Source organism: Microbacterium phyllosphaerae, from assembly GCF_050628115.1.
Lineage (GTDB): Bacteria > Actinomycetota > Actinomycetes > Actinomycetales > Microbacteriaceae > Microbacterium > Microbacterium phyllosphaerae_A.
The window spans coordinates 769,212-786,814 of the sequence record NZ_CP192502.1; the positions used below are offsets into that span (position 1 = coordinate 769,212).

At 69.3% G+C, this 17,603-nt stretch carries 20 protein-coding genes; 12 read left to right on the forward strand and 8 right to left on the reverse strand.

The features are described 5' to 3' along the window. Nucleotides 1-9: 9 nt before the first annotated feature. Nucleotides 10-207 carry a hypothetical protein gene (locus ACQ4LY_RS03445; protein ID WP_431074581.1) on the reverse strand — a complete coding sequence of 66 codons (198 nt, stop codon included), beginning with the start codon at nt 205-207 and terminating at the stop codon, nt 10-12. Between the two features lie 100 nt (nt 208-307). Here ACQ4LY_RS03445 and ACQ4LY_RS03450 point away from each other — a divergent pair, with 100 nt between their 5' ends. The 3 genes from ACQ4LY_RS03450 to ACQ4LY_RS03460 are packed head-to-tail and all read left to right on the forward strand — an operon-like array spanning nt 308 to nt 4,340. Then, complete coding sequence (locus ACQ4LY_RS03450; protein ID WP_431074582.1) at nt 308-976, forward strand: DNA alkylation repair protein; 669 nt, start codon at nt 308-310, stop codon at nt 974-976. Nucleotides 977-1,021: 45 nt separating this feature from the next. Next, a complete protein-coding gene (deoD, locus tag ACQ4LY_RS03455) occupies nt 1,022-1,735 on the forward strand; it encodes a purine-nucleoside phosphorylase (protein ID WP_431074583.1) in 714 nt (237 codons plus the stop codon). Between the two features lie 55 nt (nt 1,736-1,790). Continuing rightward, nucleotides 1,791-4,340 (forward strand): DEAD/DEAH box helicase, encoded by a 2,550-nt coding sequence (locus ACQ4LY_RS03460; RefSeq protein WP_431074584.1) that lies wholly within the window; start codon nt 1,791-1,793, stop codon nt 4,338-4,340. A gap of 43 nt (nt 4,341-4,383) precedes the next feature. Here the strand turns inward: ACQ4LY_RS03460 and ACQ4LY_RS03465 are convergent, their stop codons facing one another. Genes ACQ4LY_RS03465 through ACQ4LY_RS03480 form a run of 4 tightly spaced genes read right to left on the reverse strand, consistent with a single transcriptional unit; the run spans nt 4,384 to nt 8,115 of the window. After that, nucleotides 4,384-5,424: an acyltransferase family protein gene (locus ACQ4LY_RS03465; protein WP_431074585.1), complete on the reverse strand. Its 1,041-nt coding sequence runs from the start codon at nt 5,422-5,424 to the stop codon at nt 4,384-4,386. Further along, nucleotides 5,421-6,377: a D-alanine--D-alanine ligase family protein gene (locus tag ACQ4LY_RS03470; RefSeq protein WP_431074586.1), complete on the reverse strand. Its 957-nt coding sequence runs from the start codon at nt 6,375-6,377 to the stop codon at nt 5,421-5,423. Before ACQ4LY_RS03470 ends, ACQ4LY_RS03465 begins: the two co-directional genes overlap by 4 nt. After that, nucleotides 6,374-7,510 carry an alanine racemase gene (alr, locus tag ACQ4LY_RS03475; RefSeq protein WP_431074587.1) on the reverse strand — a complete coding sequence of 379 codons (1,137 nt, stop codon included), beginning with the start codon at nt 7,508-7,510 and terminating at the stop codon, nt 6,374-6,376. The genes ACQ4LY_RS03470 and alr overlap by 4 nt, the downstream gene beginning before the upstream one ends. Beyond that, nucleotides 7,507-8,115, reverse strand: coding sequence for a M15 family metallopeptidase (locus ACQ4LY_RS03480; RefSeq protein ID WP_431074588.1), 609 nt, complete (start codon nt 8,113-8,115; stop codon nt 7,507-7,509). Before ACQ4LY_RS03480 ends, alr begins: the two co-directional genes overlap by 4 nt. A gap of 102 nt (nt 8,116-8,217) precedes the next feature. Between ACQ4LY_RS03480 and ACQ4LY_RS03485 the strand changes: the two genes are divergently transcribed. Next, a complete protein-coding gene (locus tag ACQ4LY_RS03485) occupies nt 8,218-8,889 on the forward strand; it encodes a response regulator transcription factor (RefSeq protein WP_431074589.1) in 672 nt (223 codons plus the stop codon). 28 nt (nt 8,890-8,917) lie between these two features. Then, on the forward strand, nt 8,918-9,994 hold the full coding sequence (locus ACQ4LY_RS03490) for a sensor histidine kinase (RefSeq protein WP_431075744.1): 1,077 nt from the start codon (nt 8,918-8,920) through the stop codon (nt 9,992-9,994). A gap of 165 nt (nt 9,995-10,159) precedes the next feature. Here the strand turns inward: ACQ4LY_RS03490 and ACQ4LY_RS03495 are convergent, their stop codons facing one another. Then, nucleotides 10,160-10,816 carry an FMN-dependent NADH-azoreductase gene (locus ACQ4LY_RS03495; RefSeq protein WP_431074590.1) on the reverse strand — a complete coding sequence of 219 codons (657 nt, stop codon included), beginning with the start codon at nt 10,814-10,816 and terminating at the stop codon, nt 10,160-10,162. 78 nt (nt 10,817-10,894) lie between these two features. Here ACQ4LY_RS03495 and ACQ4LY_RS03500 point away from each other — a divergent pair, with 78 nt between their 5' ends. Beyond that, the gene (locus ACQ4LY_RS03500; RefSeq protein ID WP_056310357.1) at nt 10,895-11,233 is read left to right on the forward strand and encodes a winged helix-turn-helix transcriptional regulator; all 339 of its coding nucleotides are present in this window, start codon (nt 10,895-10,897) and stop codon (nt 11,231-11,233) included. Then, nucleotides 11,230-11,727, forward strand: a complete 498-nt coding sequence (locus ACQ4LY_RS03505) for a hypothetical protein (RefSeq protein ID WP_431074591.1) — start codon at nt 11,230-11,232, stop codon at nt 11,725-11,727. The genes ACQ4LY_RS03500 and ACQ4LY_RS03505 overlap by 4 nt, the downstream gene beginning before the upstream one ends. A gap of 112 nt (nt 11,728-11,839) precedes the next feature. Here the strand turns inward: ACQ4LY_RS03505 and ACQ4LY_RS03510 are convergent, their stop codons facing one another. Continuing rightward, entirely contained in the window at nt 11,840-13,357 is a 1,518-nt protein-coding gene (locus ACQ4LY_RS03510) for an SDR family NAD(P)-dependent oxidoreductase (RefSeq protein ID WP_056310362.1), read from the reverse strand. Nucleotides 13,358-13,604: 247 nt separating this feature from the next. On the opposite strand from ACQ4LY_RS03510, the gene ACQ4LY_RS03515 reads away from it, so the two are divergent. The 4 genes from ACQ4LY_RS03515 (at nt 13,605) to ACQ4LY_RS03530 (ending at nt 15,682) form a co-directional block, all read left to right on the forward strand. After that, nucleotides 13,605-14,669, forward strand: a complete 1,065-nt coding sequence (locus tag ACQ4LY_RS03515) for a M4 family metallopeptidase (RefSeq protein ID WP_431074592.1) — start codon at nt 13,605-13,607, stop codon at nt 14,667-14,669. Next, nucleotides 14,644-14,949 (forward strand): protealysin inhibitor emfourin, encoded by a 306-nt coding sequence (locus tag ACQ4LY_RS03520; RefSeq protein ID WP_431074594.1) that lies wholly within the window; start codon nt 14,644-14,646, stop codon nt 14,947-14,949. The genes ACQ4LY_RS03515 and ACQ4LY_RS03520 overlap by 26 nt, the downstream gene beginning before the upstream one ends. A 79-nt stretch (nt 14,950-15,028) precedes the next feature. Beyond that, complete coding sequence (locus ACQ4LY_RS03525) at nt 15,029-15,367, forward strand: hypothetical protein (protein WP_431074595.1); 339 nt, start codon at nt 15,029-15,031, stop codon at nt 15,365-15,367. A gap of 60 nt (nt 15,368-15,427) precedes the next feature. Then, on the forward strand, nt 15,428-15,682 hold the full coding sequence (locus ACQ4LY_RS03530) for a hypothetical protein (RefSeq protein ID WP_431074596.1): 255 nt from the start codon (nt 15,428-15,430) through the stop codon (nt 15,680-15,682). Between the two features lie 29 nt (nt 15,683-15,711). On the opposite strand, the gene ACQ4LY_RS03535 is transcribed toward ACQ4LY_RS03530, so the two are convergent. Further along, a complete protein-coding gene (locus ACQ4LY_RS03535; RefSeq protein WP_431074597.1) occupies nt 15,712-16,755 on the reverse strand; it encodes a mechanosensitive ion channel family protein in 1,044 nt (347 codons plus the stop codon). Nucleotides 16,756-16,836: 81 nt separating this feature from the next. Here ACQ4LY_RS03535 and ACQ4LY_RS03540 point away from each other — a divergent pair, with 81 nt between their 5' ends. Beyond that, nucleotides 16,837-17,574, forward strand: a complete 738-nt coding sequence (locus tag ACQ4LY_RS03540) for a ribonuclease H family protein (protein WP_431074598.1) — start codon at nt 16,837-16,839, stop codon at nt 17,572-17,574. Nucleotides 17,575-17,603 lie beyond the last annotated feature (29 nt).

Consider the following 17,603-nt stretch of genomic DNA (forward strand, 5'->3'; position numbering starts at 1 on the left):
GCCGCCGTGTCAGTCCTCGTCGGGGTCGTCGGCGAGCACGTCACCGTCGTCGGTCTCGTCGCCCGAGTCCGAACCCGAGGGCACGACCGTCGGCGGCACGCCCTTGTTGTCCTCGGCGCCGAGGTTGTCGTTCTCCTCGGGGCCGGGCGACGGCTCGGTGCTGATGTCATTGCGGTCGGTGCTGATGTCGTCGCTGTCGCGAGTCATGGCATTTCCCTTCGTCGGAGTTCGCTCTCCTGCGAGAGTATGGCCGCAGTCCCGCAGAAGGCCCGGGCCTTGACAAGCACTCCGGGCCTACCCTGGTGACATGTCCGACATGACCGTTCCCGACGCCCTCGCCGAGCTGGCCGCGATCGAGGATCCGAAGATGCGAGCCGCGAACGAGAAGCGCGGCGACGACCACGGCATGAACCTCAGCCGACTCCGCGGCGTGGCCAAGCGCATCAAGACCGATCAGCCGCTCGCGAAGGAGCTGTGGGCGACGGGCGACACCGGTGCGCGGCTGCTCGCTCTGCTCATCTGCACACCGCGCGAGTTCACGGCCGACGAGCTCGATGCGATGCTGCGACAGACAGAGGCCCCCAAGGTCAACGACTGGTTCGTGAACTACGTGGCCAAGAAGACCCCACTCGCCGAAGAGCTGCGTCTGCGCTGGTTCGACGATCCCGACCCGACGGTCGCCGCCGCGGCCTGGTCGCTCACGACGGTGCGCGTGGCGAAGGACGCCGACGGCCTCGATCTCGAGCACCTGCTCGACCTGATCGAGCGCGATCTGCGGGATGCCCCGAAGCGCCTGCAGTGGTCGATGAACGAGACGCTCGCGAACATCGGCATCTTCCACCCGGGGCTGCGCACCAGGGCCCTGGAGATCGGTGAGCGTCTGCAGGTACTCGCCGACTACCCCACCGCGCCCGGGTGCACCTCGCCGTTCGCTCCGGCGTGGATCGGCGAGATCGTGCGGCGGCGCGAGGGCTGAGCATCCTCATCGGTTCCCCATCGGTGGCGTCAGTACGCTGAGTGCATGAGCACGCACATCGCCGCCGAGCCCGGTCAGATCGCCCCCGTCGTCCTGTTCCCCGGCGACCCGCTGCGCGCGAAATGGATCGCCGAGACCTTCCTCGACGATGCCGAGCTGTATTCCGAGACCCGCGGGATGCTGGGCTACACCGGCACCTGGGAGGGGCACCGCATCTCGGTGCAGGGCTCGGGCATGGGCCAGCCGTCGATGGCGATCTACGCGAACGAGCTGTTCGAGGAGTACGACGTGCAGACCATCGTGCGGGTCGGCTCGTGCGGTGCGCTGACCGAGAAGATCCGGGTGCGCGACATCATCATCGCGAACGGCGCCTGCACCGATTCGGGCATCAACCGGGTGCGCTTCCACGGCCTCGACTACGCCCCCGTCGCCGACTTCGGTCTGCTGCGTGCCGCGGTCGAGGCGAGCGAGGAGGAACCGCTGGACTCGGCGGTGCACGTGGGGCTGCTCTTCTCGAGCGACCAGTTCTACAGCACCCGCCCCGAACTGACCGAGCCGTTCGTGCAGCACGGCGCCCTCGGTGTCGAGATGGAGGCAGCAGGCCTCTACACGCTCGCCGCCTACTACGGGCGTCGCGCCCTGGCCATCTGCACGGTCTCGGACCACATCGTCACGGGCGAGCAGACCACCGCTCAGGAGCGCGAGCAGACCTTCGGCGACATGATCCGCATCGCCCTGCGCGCCGCGACGTCGGTCTGAGTCTCGCGCTCGCTCGCAGGAGGCGCCGCGCCGAAGGTGGGATGATCGACAGACCATGCCTGCGATCCTCGACCCGACCACACTGACCGACGGATCCGACGCGGATGCCGTCTACACGGCGTTCGTCGAATGGGCCGAGTCGACCGGCATCAGCCTGTATCCCGCGCAGGACGAAGCGGTCATCGAGATCGTCTCGGGCAACAACCTGATCCTGTCGACGCCCACCGGCACCGGAAAGTCGCTCGTCGCGGTCGGCGCGCACTTCGCCGCGCTCGTCGAAGGCCGCCGCTCGTTCTACACGGCCCCGATCAAGGCCCTGGTGAGCGAGAAGTTCTTCGCGCTCGTCGACGTGTTCGGCGCCTCGAACGTCGGCATGATCACGGGCGACTCGTCGGTGAACCCGGATGCTCCGATCATCTGCTGCACGGCAGAGATCCTCGCGAACCTCGCACTGCGCCAGGGCACCGATGCCGCGGTGCACCAGGTCGTGATGGACGAGTTCCATTTCTACGCCGACCCCGACCGCGGGTGGGCATGGCAGGTTCCGCTGCTCGAGCTTCCGCAGGCGCAGTTCATCCTCATGTCGGCGACCCTCGGCGATGTGTCGCAGCTGTCGAGCGACCTGACCCGCAGGACCGGCCGCGACACGGCATCCGTCACGGGCGTCGAACGCCCGGTGCCGCTGCACTATTTCTACGAGACGACGCCGATCCACGAGACGATCGACGACCTGCTCGGCACCGGCCAGTCGCCCATCTACATCGTGCATTTCTCGCAGGCGGCCGCGATGGAACGGGCCCAGGCACTGTCGAGCACCAAGGTCGCCACGCGGGAGCAGCGCGACGAGATCGCGGCGCTGATCGGCGGATTCCGCTTCACCACTGCGTTCGGCAAGACCCTCTCACGGTTCCTCCGGGCGGGCATCGGCGTGCACCATGCGGGGATGCTGCCGAAGTACCGACGCCTCGTCGAGCAGCTCGCCCAGCGCGGCCTGTTGCGCGTGATCTGCGGCACCGACACCCTCGGCGTCGGCATCAACGTGCCGATCCGCACGGTGCTGCTGACCGCCCTGACCAAGTTCGACGGCACGAGGATGCGGCAGCTCAGCGCCCGCGAGTTCCACCAGATCGCGGGACGGGCGGGCCGTGCCGGCTTCGACACTGCAGGCACGGTCGTCGCGCAGGCGCCGGAGCACGAGAGCGAGAACGTCGCCGCGATCAAGAAAGCCGGCGACGATCCGAAGAAGAAGCGCAAGATCGTCCGCAAGAAGGCGCCTGACGGCTTCGTGTCGTGGGGCGAGCCGTCGTTCCGCAAGCTGATCGACGCCGAACCCGAGACGCTGACCTCTCACATGCAGATCACGAGCGCCATGATGCTCAACGTGATCGGTCGCGGCGGCGACGTCTTCGGCAACATGCGCGCGCTGGTCTACGACAACCACGAGCCCCGCAAGAGACAGCGCGAGCTCGCTCTGCGCGCCATCGGCATCTACCGGACGCTGCTCGAGTCGGGTGTCGTCGAGCAGGTCCCGGTCGTGGAGCGAGGGAGCGGAGCCACCGAGACGACACGCCAGGAGATCCGCCTCACAGTCGACCTGCAGCCGAACTTCGCCCTGAACCAGCCCCTGTCGCCGTTCGCACTGGCGGCGTTCGACCTGCTCGACCCCGATCCTTCGGTCGGCACGGGCACCGGGTCGTACGCCCTCGACATGATCTCGATCGTCGAGTCCACGCTCGACGATCCCCGCGCCATCCTCGGCCAGCAGGAGTTCCAGGCGCGCGGCGAAGCCGTCGCCGTCATGAAGCGCGAAGGCATCGAGTACGACGAGCGCATGGAGCTGCTCGAGGAGATCACCTATCCGAAGCCGCTCGACGAGCTGCTGACCGCGGCGTTCGAGACGTTCAGTGCCGCTCAGCCGTGGATCCGCGACTTCGAGCTGCATCCGAAGTCAGTCGTCCGCGACATGTACGAGCGCGCCATGTCGTTCGGAGAATATGTCGCGTTCTACAAGATCGCGCGCTCTGAGGGCGTGGTGCTGCGCTACCTCTCGGACGCATATCGGGCGGCTTCGCAGACGATCCCCGAGGAGGCGAAGGACGAGGATCTGCGCGACCTCATCGAGTGGCTCGGTGAACTCGTGCGCCAGGTCGACTCGAGCCTGCTCGACGAGTGGGAGGAACTCGTGAACGGGGTCCTGCAGGACCCAGACGAGGAGCCGATCGTCCCGCCCGCGCCCAAGCGCCTCACCTCGAACACTCGTGCCTTCCGCACTCTGGTGCGCAACGAGCTGTTCCGTCGCGTGCAGCTCGCGGCCCGCGAGGACGTCGCAGCCCTCGCCGAGCTCGATCCGTCGTTCGGCGCGGATGCGTGGTCTGACGCGCTCGACGGATACTTCGCCGATCACGACGAGATCCTCACCGGCGCGAACGCCCGCAGCTCGCAGCTGCTCCTCCTCACCGAGGGTGCCACCGAATGGACCGTCCGTCAGATCCTCGACGACCCGGCGGGCGACCACGACTGGGGCATCTCGGCCACGGTCGACCTCGCGGCCTCCGATGAAGAGGGCGCCGCTGTCGTCACGGTGACGGGCGTCGACCGGCTCTGACTCGATCTTCGTCCGTCGAACGGGCGGAGCGAGACGAAACGGGTCACCTCGTGCGCACGAGCGGCCGCGCGGTCGGATCGAACAGTACCCCGAGCCCCACCCGCACGAGACCGGCGTGCACCGCGAGGCAGATCGCGATGACCGACGCGGTGAGCACGATCGGCCAGACCACCTCTACAGCCGGGGTCGCGACCCAGCCCAGGCCGCGGAGGGCACCGTCGATCAGTGCCAGCGGGATCATGTGGATCACGTAGATCGGCAGCGTCCGCTGACCGATCCAGCGCAGCGGGCGGGCGATCACCCCTGCATGCCGGTCGAGCAGCGCACAGGCGGCGACGCCGAATGCGACCGCGACGATCGCCAGCAGCGGCCAGACGCCCGGCCACTGACGCATGCCCAGCACCCCGACCGCGGCGACGGCCGCGACATATGCCCCTCCGAGCATGAGAGTGCGAACGGGGCTGGAGGCCGCCGCGAACCGCTCGATGACGGACCGTAGCCGGAGCCCTGCGAGGAAGAAGAAGAGATTCTGCACGAGCTGCCACAGGTTGCCGAGGTCTGGAATGAGCCCCGCCGCCGCGACAGCCGCGATCACGAACGCGACAGGCAGAACTACGGCAGTCGGCACGTGCCGCACGAGTCGCGCGATCAGCAGATACACCGCGAGCGCCAGCAGGTACCAGAGGTTCGTCGGGCTGATCGTGAGCTGCGCGAGCAGCTGCCATCCGTTCTCCGCCCTGGCCGTGTCGAAGTCGGGCGTCCACGCGAGCACGAACGTCTGGATCACGACCCAGACGACGTAGACGCCGGCCAGCCGCCCTGCGCGGCGACGCCACGAGACTCCGGCCGGCGCATTCACGGCACTCCCGGCGAACATCCCCGAGATCAGGAAGAACAGGGGCATCCGCAGCGGCAGCAGCTGCGCGTTGAGCGTCGCCCAGGAGTCGGTGATCGGCCCCGCCCCCTCGACCTCGACCGCGTGCTTGGTGACCACGTGCCACAGCACCACCAGGATGATGCAGACGCCCTTCGCGACATCGGGCCAGCCGACGCGTGTCGGTCCATGCGCGTCGCGCGCGGTCACCGCCCCGGCACCTCGGCGGCGCGCACGAGACGCGACACCAGGTCGACGTACGACACGTCGGCCGCCGCGAACATCCGTGGCACCTGCGACGCCGCGGTCAGCCCCGGCATCGTGTTGACCTCGTTCAGCACCGGTCCTTCGGACGTGAGGAAGAAGTCCATCCGGGCGACGCCGGCGCAGCCGAGCGCATCGAACATGGTCAGTGCGGCCCGGGTGAGCGCGGTCGCGTCAGCATCCGAGAGCTGCGCCGGCACCGTGAAACGCGCGCTGCCGTCGTACTTCATGGCGGTGTCGAAGAGCCCGGCCGAGTGGATCTCCAGCGGTGGAGCCGCCCACCGCACCCCGCCGGCCTCGCGGATCACCGCGACGTCGATCTCGCGTCCCTGCACGACCTCCTCGACGAGGATGCGGCGGTCGAACCGCGCCGCCTCCTGCAGCGCAGCCCCGAGCTCGCCCTCTTCTCGCACGAGTGAGACGCCGTAGCTCGAGCCCGCCGACACCGGCTTGACGACGACGGGGCCGTCGAACTCGGCATCCCCGCAGTCCGCCGCATCGATCAGGCGCCCGCGGGCCGTGCGCAGTCCCGCCGCCTCAGCGACGAGCTTCGTCGCCCACTTGTCCATGCCGATGGCCCCGGCCCGAGGCCCTGATCCGACCACTCGCGCGCCCGCCAGAGCGCACAGTGCCGCGAGCACGCCGTCTTCCCCGAGCGCTCCATGCACCGCGGGGAATACGACGTCGGCCTCAGCGATCAGCGGCATCGCGAGAGCGAGGGAATCGGCGGCGGTGGCACCCTCCGAGACGCCCGCCACCTCCCAGATCCCCGCGCGCGAGATCGTCACCGTGCTGACCTCGTATCCCCCGACACCCAACGCCTCGGCGACCGCCGCGGCAGAGGCGAGCGAGACGTCGTGCTCGGCGTTCTGCCCTCCTCCGATGACCAGCACCCTCACGCGATCGCCCTCTCGACCCGAGCGCCGATGCCTGTGACGATCGTGTGGGGGATGCTCTCCGCCCACCGCGCCCACTCCTGCACGCTCGGCACCGCCCCACCCTCCGGTCCGAACACGATGGCGGTCGCGCCCCGCGGCACGCTCAAATCCTCCGTGTCGACGACGATCTGATCCATCGACACCCGCCCGACGATCGGACAGCGGATGCCGTCGATCGCGACGCTCGCACCCGCCAGAAGCTCGCGAGGGATGCCGTCGGCATAACCCACGCCGATCACGCTCAGACGGCTGGTGCGCTCTGTCACGAACGCGCCGCCGTAACCCACGGGAGTGCCCGCGGGCACGATGCTGCTGTGCACGACGGATGCCGTCAAGCGCGCCGCCCCGCGCAACGGCACGGTCTCAGACGGGTCGATGCCCACGAGACCCGCGCCGACCCGTACGAGGTCGAAGTGCGTCGCCGGGTCGGTCAGCGTGCCCGACGTCGCGGCGAGGTGCACGAGCAGCGGACCGAACCCGGCGCGCAGCACGGCATCCCGAGCTTGACGCATCCGCAGCACGGCGGGGGCATTGAGAGCGGGGTCGGCGGCGTCGGCGCACGGCAGGTGCCCCATGACCCCGACGACCTCGATGCGTCCCCGGCCCGAGCGCGCCAGCCGAAGCAGCTCCGCCCAGTCCTCCAGCGGCACTCCACCCCGCGACATCCCTGTGTCCATGTGCAGGTGCACGCGCACTTGTCCCGCAGCGAGCGGTGCAGCGTCGGCGATGAGCTGCCGCAGCTCCTCGACCGATCCGACGGCGATGTCGACGCGATCGGCGATCGCCCGTGCGGCATCGACCCCCGAGGGGTTGAGCCACGCGAGGATCGGCACCTCGATGCCCGCACGGCGCAGCTCTGCGGCGTCCTCCGCATCCGTCACGCCCAGCCATTCGGCGTCCGCCGCGATCGCCGCGCGAGCGACTGCGACGGCTCCGAGGCCGTAGCCGTCGGCCTTCACGACCGCCATGATGCGGGCGTCGGTGGAGGACCGCATCCGCTCGACGTTCGCCGCGACGGCCGAGGGGAGCGTGTGCAGAGTCGGCGCATGCATGCGCGAGAGAGTGAGGGGCGGAGTCGTCAGGGTCGTGCTCATCGCTGGGTCCTCGGATCGGCAGTCGGGTCGTCGTACATGAGGGGGCAGCCGTTGGCGACCGCAGCCGGGCGCAGCTCGAAGTGCCAGCGCTCGTTCGCGTAGATCTGGCAGAGTCCGAATTCGGCGCCGTTGCGCGAGAGCCAGTCCTGCGCGGCGACCGGCCCGAGGTCGACTGCGTCTCCCGACACGTGCTCGGAGTTCTCAGGTGTCGCGACCCAGCGGGCCGCCTCCTCCTCGGAGCCGTACTCGATCACGGCATCCTGCCGCAGCACCTGCTGATACGCAGCCGACCGCCAGCCGCTGTTCACGTGCACCCGCACCCCGTCGAGTTCGGCCGCGGTGGCCGCGGAGCGCACCGCCGAGAGCAGGTCGGGGTCGAGGTTCGTCACGGCCGCCACCTCGTCGAACACCGACACCGCGCCCTCCTCGCGGATGACGCCGTCGGACTCGGTGAGGGAGGCGGCCGAGAGCTGGGGAGCGACGGAGGCCGACGCCAGCGACTGCTGGCCGATCAGCATGACCGATCCGGTGATGGCGGCGGCGAGCAGCGCGACGCCGATGATCGCGGTGAGGCGTCGCCGATTGGGGGCAGTGCGTGTGTTCATGTCCTCAGTCAATTCAGGCGGCTGTTGCCACGGCGTATGCGCTTTTGCATACGCTCCCGATATGCCCGGGTGCGTAAGCTCTGAGCACATGAGAGCTGTGCCGTGCGTGTGCTGATCGTCGAGGACGAGCCGTACCTCGCCGAGGCCGTGCGCGACGGATTGCGGCTCGAGGCGATCGCCGCCGACATCGCCGGAGACGGCGACATGGCACTCGAACTCCTGAGCGTGAACTCCTACGATCTGGCCGTCCTCGACCGCGACATCCCCGGCCCCTCCGGTGACGACGTCGCGCGCTCGATCGTGGCCTCGGGCAGCGGCATCCCGATCCTCATGCTCACTGCGGCCGACCGCCTCGACGACAAGGAGACGGGTTTCGAGATCGGCGCCGACGACTATCTGACGAAGCCCTTCGAACTGCGAGAGCTCGTGCTGCGGCTGCGCGCCCTCGATCGCCGCCGTCAGCGCGTGCGTCCGCCCGTGCTCGAGATCGACGGGTTGCGGCTCGATCCGTTCCGCCGCGAGGTCTACCGCGACGGCAGATACGTCGCCCTCACCCGCAAGCAGTTCGCGGTGCTCGAGGTGCTGATCGACGCGGGCGGCGGAGTCGTGAGCGCCGAGCAGCTGCTCGAGCGCGCGTGGGATGAGAACGCCGACCCGTTCACGAACGCCGTGCGCATCACCGTCTCGTCGCTGCGCAAGCGGCTCGGCGAACCCTGGCTGATCCTCACCGTGCCCGGAGTCGGCTACCGCATCGGGACGGATGCCGATGACTGACCAGGTTCGCAAGTCCAGGCGCCGCGGCATGAGCGCCCGCTGGAAGCTCACGCTGAGCTATGCGGGCGTGGTCGTCGTGTCGGGCATCGGGCTGCTCGCCGCCGTCGCCTTCTACCTGCTGCGGTATGTGCCCGATGCGGCGATCATCGCCGACCGCTTCGTGCCGAACCGCTCGGACCTCATCCGCGCATTCGTCCCGGTCGCGATCGTGATGATGCTGGTGCTGCTCGCGATCGGACTCGGCGGCGGATGGCTCATCGCAGGGCGCATGCTGGCGCCCCTCGACCGCATCGGGCGCGCGGCCCAGCTCGCAGCCCAAGGGTCGCTGTCGCACCGCGTCGCGCTCGAAGGACCTCGGGATGAGTTCCGCGACCTGGCCGACGTGTTCGACTCGATGCTGGAGCAGCTCGAGGCGCACATCTCCGAGCAGCAGCGGTTCGCGGCCAACGCCTCGCACGAGCTGCGCACCCCGCTCGCGATTTCGCAGACCATGCTCGAGGTGGCCCGCAACGACCCCGCCCGCGACATCGACGCCCTGATCGACCGACTGCACGAGGTCAATGCACGCGCCATCGAGCTGACCGAGGCGCTGCTGATGCTCAGCCGCGCCGAGCGGCGCACCTTCACCCGGGAGCCCCTCGACCTGTCACTGCTGGCCGAGGAGTCCGCCGAGACACTGCTCCCCCTCGCCGAGCGCCGCGGCGTGACCCTCGATGTGGGCGGCGACACCGCGAACGTCCTCGGCTCCCCGGCGTTGCTGCAGCAGCTGATCACCAACCTCGTGCACAACGCGATCGTGCACAATCTGCCCGCGGACGGCATCGTGACGGTCCGCACGCATGTGCTCCCCGAAGCCGTCGCGCTGGTGGTCGAGAACACCGGCGAGGTGCTCCCCGCGGATCGGGTCGCGACGCTGGTCGAGCCCTTCCAACGAGGCGCCGACCGCACGCGAGACGACGACCACGCGGGCGTCGGACTCGGGCTCGCCATCGTGCAGCGCATCGCCCAGACGCACGACGGATCTCTCGTGCTCACGGCCCGCAGAGGCGGCGGGTTGAACGTGACGGTGTGGCTGCCGCATCCGTTCCCCCAGCCCCTCGCCTGAGGCCGGCGTCCGAGGCCGGCCTGAGGCCGGTCGAGGCCGGCGTCCGAGGCCGGTCGAGGTCGGCTCGTCCGCACACCTGCATGCTCAGATCACGGATGCAGGCCCGGGAAACCCGTTCTCGGCCTGCATCCGTGATCTGCCCCTGCATATGGGCCGGAGGGCGGGTCAGGCGACCTGGTCGCCCCGGAGTGCGGCGAGCTCGCGACCGTAGGTGCGCGCATCCGTCTCGGCGTTCTCCTTGAGCTCGCGGGCGGTGTCGGCGAAGGCATCCAGCGCCGGGTTCACTCCCACGAGGGTGAACGGACGCTCGACGATGCGCAGGTCGAGGCCCCAGACGTCCTCGAGCACGCGGCGCAGCCATCCGGTGGAGTGGTCCCAGCCCTCCTTGGGGGTGCCGGGGGCGTAGTTGCCGCCGAGCACGGTGACGAGGGTCGCCGGCTTGCCGCGGAGGGCCGTGCCCTGCGGGTCGATGCGAGGGTCGGTGTAGGCCAGGTCGAACCAGGTCTTGAAGTGCTGCGAGACCCCGTAGTTGTAGAGCGGCACGGCGAAGAGCAACGCGTCTGCGCCGATCAGCTCGTCGGCGAACGTGGTGCCGAGCGCGCGCGCTGCACGCTGGGCGTCGGTGCGCTGCGCCTCGTCGACGAAGCCGCCGGTCACGGCATCCGCCCAGGCCGTCGCGGGCACGGGGTCGGCGGCCAGGTCGCGACGCGTGACCGTGGAGTCCGGGTGCGATGCGGTCCACTCGGCTTCGACGAGGTCGGCGAGCGAGCGGCTGGCGGACGACGCGGGAAGGATGCTGGCATCCAGGCGGAACAGCGACATGAAGTGTGCCTTTCGTTTGCGTAGTCGCTCTGTTTTTCTTAGCGACTTGCGTTAACGTAGCACAGGTATGATGGGCGCATGGCCGAGATCGACGAAGAGCGTCATGTGTGCGACGCCGCCGTCACACTGGCCTTCAGCGTGCTCGGCAAGCGGTGGAACGGCATGATCGTCTCCTCGCTCGGCGGGGGCCCCTCGACCTTCGTGTCACTGCGCCGCGCGGTCGCCGGCATCAGCGACACCGTGCTCTCCGACCGCCTCGCCGAACTCGCCGACGCCGGCCTCGTCTCCCGCGCCGTCGACCCCGGGCCTCCCGTCGCGGTCTCCTACGCCCTCACCGACAGCGGCCGCGGGCTGCTGCCGATCCTCGATCAGCTCGGCACGTGGGCATCCGAGAACCTCGAGATCCGAGCCCGATGACGACGCCTCAGGCCCGACGACCCCGCCGCGCCTGGTGGATCCTGCTGCTGCTCGGCGCGCTCGTGCTGGTCGGCGCCGCCGCACTCGCGTTCAGCCCCGGCTTCCGTCTCGCGCCGCCCGTCGCCTTCGGCGAGGAACTCTCCGTCGATCTCGCCGAAGGTGATCACGCGGTCTATGTGACCCCGTCGGATCAGTGGAGCGAGATCGAGTGCACCGGTACATTCCCCGGCGGCGGCGTGCTGCAGCTGAGACCCGACATGCTGCAGCAGGCGATCGTCATCCCCGAGCGGTGGGACGCTCAGGGGAGCTTCTCGCTGGGCGTCGCCTCCCCCGGCACGATCACGTGCGACGGGCCGGTCGCCGATGGGCGGTTCACGGTCGGACCGGTGATGACCTTCTTCACCGTCGTCGGCGCCGTGCTCCTCGCCATCCCCGGCATCCTGCTCGTGATCGCCGGCGTGATCGTCGGCGCCGTGCAGGCTCGGCGCCCGTAGTCAGGTAGGGCCGGAGCTCCATGCCGGGGTTTCGAATCGCGCACTTTGCGGTTTTCCGACCGCGAACCCTGCAAAGTGCGCGATTCGAAACCCAAAGGGGCGGCAGCCGGACTCACCAGGGGCTGGGCTCGTAGTCCTTCAGGAAGACGCCGTGGATGTCATCGCCCGCCTCGCCGCGCACGATCGGGTCGTACACGCGGGCTGCGCCGTCGACGAGATCGAGAGGGGCGTGGAAGCCCTCCTCGGCGAGGCGCACCTTCGTGTAGTGCGGACGCTCGTCGGTGATCCAGCCGGTGTCGACGGCGGTCATCAGGATGCCGTCGGTCTCGAGCATCTCGCCGGCGCTCGTGCGCGTCAGCATGTTCAGCGCGGCCTTCGCCATGTTGGTGTGCGGGTGACCGGGGCCCTTGTAACGGCGGGAGAACTGACCCTCCATGGCCGAGACGTTCACCACGTACTTGCGATGCGATGACGACGCGGCCATCGACGCACGGAGGCGACTGATGAGCAGGAACGGCGCAGTGGTGTTCGCGAGCTGCACCTCGAGCATCTCGAGCGGATCGACCTGATCGATCGACTGCACCCAGCTGTTCGTGCGGTTCACGTCAGGCACGAGCCCGCCGGCATCGATCGCGGTGCCGTCGGCGTGCTTCTCGAGCGACGACGACCCGGGGGCCATCGCGAGCCGCGCGAGGTCTTCGGCGGTCAGCGCCTGGCCGCCCTGCTCGGCGACGGTGCCGCCGAGGGCTGCGACCGACAGCAGCGGATGCGCATCGACCGATGCCTGCAGCGCCTGCGGATGCGGATCGGCGGTGTGCCCGAACGTCTCCATCTCGGGGAGTGGCCCGTCAGGGAGCGGCTGCAGTTCGGCATCCGCCAGCAGCGAGTACGAACCGGGCGAACGGCGCACGGTCTGCGCGGCGTTGTTGATCAGGATGTCGAGGGGCCCCTGAGCTGCGACCGAATCGGCGAGCCCGATGACCTGGGCAGGGTCACGGAGGTCGATGCCGACGACGCGCAGGCGGTGCAGCCAGTCCGCCGAGTCGGGGAGAGCCGAGAACCGACGCACGGCGTCGCGCGGGAAGCGGGTGGTGATCGTCGTGTGGGCGCCGTCGCGTAGCAGCCGCAGCGCGATGTGCATGCCGATCTTGGCGCGGCCTCCGGTGAGCAGCGCGCGCTTGCCGGTGAGGTCGGTGCGGGCGTTGCGCTTGCCGTGGCTGAAGCGCGCGCAGTCGGGGCAGAGCTGGTGGTAGAACGCGTCGACCACCGTGTACGGCTGCTTGCAGATGTAGCAGTTGCGGGGCTTGAGCAGCTCGCCCGCGATCGGGGCGTCGACGACGCTGGTCGCCAGGTCGTGGCCACGGGTCTCGTCATCGATGCGGTCGGGGGCACCGGTGGCGGTGCGGGCGACGACGGCCTTGTCGGCCTCGGCGATCGCGTCGCGGATCTCCTTGCGGCGCACGCGCTTGACGGCCTTGAACATCGCCGCGGTCGCATGACGGACGGCGACGAAGTCGGGATGCTCGTTGTCGATCGCGTGAAGTTCCGAGAGGACCCGCAGCGTCGTGGCGAGGTCTTCGGGGTCGATGCCGGCACCCAGGTCGGAGGTGGCGTCGGGTGCGTCGGTCATTGTGCCGATTTTACGCGAGATCCCGGGGTGCGTTCCTGGGAGCCTCGGGGGTGGCCGAACCCGCGGAATCCGGACTCCCGAGCGCGGCGCGCATGCAGGTGCGAAGTCAGATTGCGCGTGCGCAGTCCGGATGCCGGGGATTCGGACTTCTGTGGCGCATTTCGGCTCATGTCGCGTACATGCTCCGAGCGCGACGACATACGCCGAGCCTTGCCGCAACGTCCGACCCCCGGCGTAGGGTCTGAACATGAGCAGCCACACCGAAACCCCTGGAGTCGTCCCGTCCTACCTGCTCGCGCGCCTGGCCGAGTCGGGCCGCTACCCCCGCGCCGCCGCCGCCGCGAGGCAGACGCTGACGGCGGGCAGACCGCCGTTCCGTGCGCGCATCGACCTGTCGATCGACGAGAACGGCGACCTCGTGGCCGAGCTCTCCGACGCCCCCAACCGCACGATCAGCGACGCGGGCAACACCCAGACGCTTCCCGGCGCGGTCGTCCGCAGCGAAGACGACGAGCCGGTCGCCGACGCCTCCGTCAACGAGGCGTTCGACGGACTCGGGGCCACGTTCGAGATGCTGCTCTCGGCCTTCGGTCGCAACTCGCTGAACGACGCAGGGGCTCCGCTCGACGCCACGGTGCACTACGGGGTCGACTACGACAATGCCTTCTGGGACGGCGAGCGCATGGTCTTCGGCGACGGAGACGGCGAGGTGTTCGTCGGCTTCACCTCGTCGACCACGGTCATCGGGCACGAGCTCGCGCACGGTGTCGTGCAGTACACCGCGAACCTCGAATACCAGGGCCAGCCGGGCGCACTCAACGAGTCGATCGCCGACGTCTTCGGCGCGCTCACCGAGCAGTACCTCCTCGAGCAGAGCGCGGCCGATGCGACGTGGCTCATCGGTGCCGAGATCTTCACCGATGCGGTGCAGGGCAAGGCGCTGCGGTCGATGATCGAGCCCGGCACCGCCTATGACGACGACGAGCTCGGCAAAGACCCGCAGCCCGCCCATATGAGCGGGTTCGTGCGCACCACCGAGGACAACGGCGGGGTGCACATCAACTCCGGCATACCGAATCGCGCGTTCGCCCTGTTCGCGATCGACCTCGGCGGCAACGCCTGGGAGGCCGCGGGCACGGTCTGGTACCAGGCGCTCACCGGCGGGCTGTCGAGCACCGCGAACTTCACCGAGTTCGCCGACGCGACGGTCGCCGCCGCATCCGCGATCGACGAGGCCATGGGCGCCGCCGCTCGACGTGCGTGGACGACCGTGGGAGTCTATGGAGATGAGCGAGTCCCCTCCACCGACTGACGCGCAGGTCGTCATCGCGGTGGTGCGCACGGGCGGCATCGCAGGTATACGTCGTCAATGGCGCGTCGAACCGGACCCGGCCGAGTCCCACGACTGGATCGCCATGATCGAGAGCTGCCCGTGGGATGCCGACGCGGATGACACCACCGGAGCCGATCGGTTCGTCTGGCTGATCCGCGTGCGCACCCCCTCGGAGAAGCGCGAACGGGAGCTGCCCGACTCGGCGCTCGACGGCCCCTGGCGGCAGCTCGTCGACGCCGTGCGCGCGGCATCCGGCTGAGAGCCGACGCCCGGGGCGAGGCAACCACGGCGAACCGCCGCCATCGAGCATGATGGGACGACGACACGAGGGGGACACCATGCCGACGAGCGAAGAGGCCACACGCCTGCTGCAGCTGTCACGCGATGCGTACGACCGAGGCGATTCGGTGCTGCACCTGCAGGCCGAGGTCAGCCGCCTCACCGGGCAGCCATCGTCATGGGGCTCGTCAGAGAACGACTTCGTGAGCGACGACCACGTCGGGTACTTCCTGAGCGACATCGAGCGCATCGGCTGGCGCCTCGAGCACACCGGCTACACCTTCGTGGAGTCCGGTGCGACGACCTCCGCCCGCATGCTGAGCACCGGGACCGGCGTCGTCAACCACGGCCACGTCGCGGGGTACTTCACGTTCCGTCGCATCACCCCGTCTGCCTGAACCGATCAATCCGGTGTGAAACCGGCGCCTCCGCCGACGGGCGGGATCAGAATGGGAACCATGGGACTTTTCCAGCAGCGCTCCGACGAAGAAGAGAACCAGTGGACTCTGCCCTCGGAGCCCCTCGAACGCTCGGAATCCGAGGTGCTCGACGAGGCTCCCTCCGTCGACCCGCTGTCGCTCGGTCTGGGTCTGGGCGCCGGCGCCTCCGTGAGCTCGGTCGCCTTCCCCGTGGCACCGCCCGCGCCAGAGGCGTTCTCGATCGAGAACCGCGAACCGGATGACGACTCGGAAGCTGCCCCGCACGCGGACTGAGCCCCCACCGGAGCGCGACCCGGTCTGCCCTACGCCGAACCGAGGTCGACGCGAGTTCGCGGCAGGGCGTCGGGGTGCTCGCGCTGCAACCAGCCGATGATCCGCTCACGCACCTCGCACCGCAGCGTCCACTGGTCTGCCGAGTCCTTCGCCGACATCACGAGCCGCACGGTCACGAACCCGCCCTGAGCGTCGGTGACGGTCGCGTCCAGCGACCGGCCGTCCCAGGCGGGCGACGCCTCGACGATGCGCTGGAACTCGGCCCGCAGTTCGTCCATCGGAACCCGCCAGTCGAGATCGAGGTAGACCGTGCCGAGGATCTTGTCGGACCGCCGAGTCCAGGTCTCGATGGGGGTGGTCGTGAAGTAGTTGCACGGCACGACGAGGCGCCGTTCGTCCCAGATGTAGACCACCACGTACGAGAGGTTGATCTCGCCGATCCGCCCCCACTCCCCCTGGATGACCACCACGTCACCGACCTTGATCGCATCGGTGAACGCCACCTGCACGCCGGCGATCAGGTTTCCCAGGATCGACTGCGCGGCGAGGCCGGCGATGATGCTCACGATGCCGGCCGAGGCGAGAAGGCTCGTGCCGACCGCCCTCATCTCGGGGAAGGTGAACAGCACCGCGCCGAGTGAGAGCACGGCGATCGTGACCAGCACGAGCCGGTGGATGACGAGCAGCTGGGTGCGTCGGCGGCGGGCTTCGGGTCCGATGAGAATGGTCTCCTCGCGGGCGATCAGCCGTTCGAAGCCGAACGAGACCGAAGCGGCGAGCAGCCAGGAGCCGGTGAGGATCGTGGCGATGAGGAACAGCCGCGAGACCGCCGGCCACCAGTCCTGCGCCGACGGCTCGGAGATCGCCCCCGCGATCCAGATCGAGACGACCGCCGTCGTCGCGATCATCGCGGAGCGCACCCGTCTGGCGAGGTCTCGCACCCACGGCACTCGACGGCTGACGAGAGCGGCGACGAGCGCGAGGAGTGCGAGAGCGATGGCGGCGATGACGATCACCGCGGCGATCGTCGCAGCGGTGCCGACCCAGGATTCCCAAGTGACGTCGGAAGGCATCGACCCACACTATGTCGGGAGCCGAGGCGATGCGAAACGACGCCGGCGGGTGGTGTCGCCCGTCGCGGCTACGGTTGAGGGATGACGATCACCGCCGCCGCAGACGGCTCCGCCCTGGGCAATCCCGGCCCCAACGGCTGGGCCTGGTACATCGACGACGACAACTGGGCAGCCGGCGGTTCCCCGCACGGCACCAACAATCAGGGTGAGCTGCGGGCCGTGCTCGAGCTGCTGCTGGCGACGGCGGGCATCTCCGAGAAGCTCATGATCGAGTGCGACAGCCGCTATGTGATCGATTCGGTGACCAAGTGGATGCCGGGGTGGAAGCGCAAGGGCTGGCGAAAGTCCGACGGCGGGCCAGTGCTGAACCGCGACCTGCTCGAGGGCATCGACGAGGCGATCCGCGGGCGTGACGTCGAGTTCTCGTGGGTCAAGGGCCACGCCGGCCACCCTCTCAACGAGGCAGCCGACGAGCGCGCGAATGCCGCGGCCAAGGCCTACCAGGCGAAGCAGGAGCCGCGCCGAGGGCCCGGGTTCACGCTGGCGACGGATGCCGGCGCGGCCGTGGCAGCATCCGCCCCGATCGCCGCCGCGGCTACGCGCGCGGAGGATGCTCCCGTTGCATCTCCGACCGTCACGACGGCGACCGCCGAGCCGCTGTGGGCCGAACCGTCCGATCTGCTCGACAGTCTCTACGCCCCGATCGACGACCCGATCGAGGTGCGGCTGGCACTCTCGAGCGACGAGCATGCCCGACTGCGAGACCGTGCTGAGGCCCAGGGCGTCACGCTCGAAGAAGCGCTCCGCCGCCTGATCTGACCGGGCCCCGCAAGGGCCCGCGTACACTC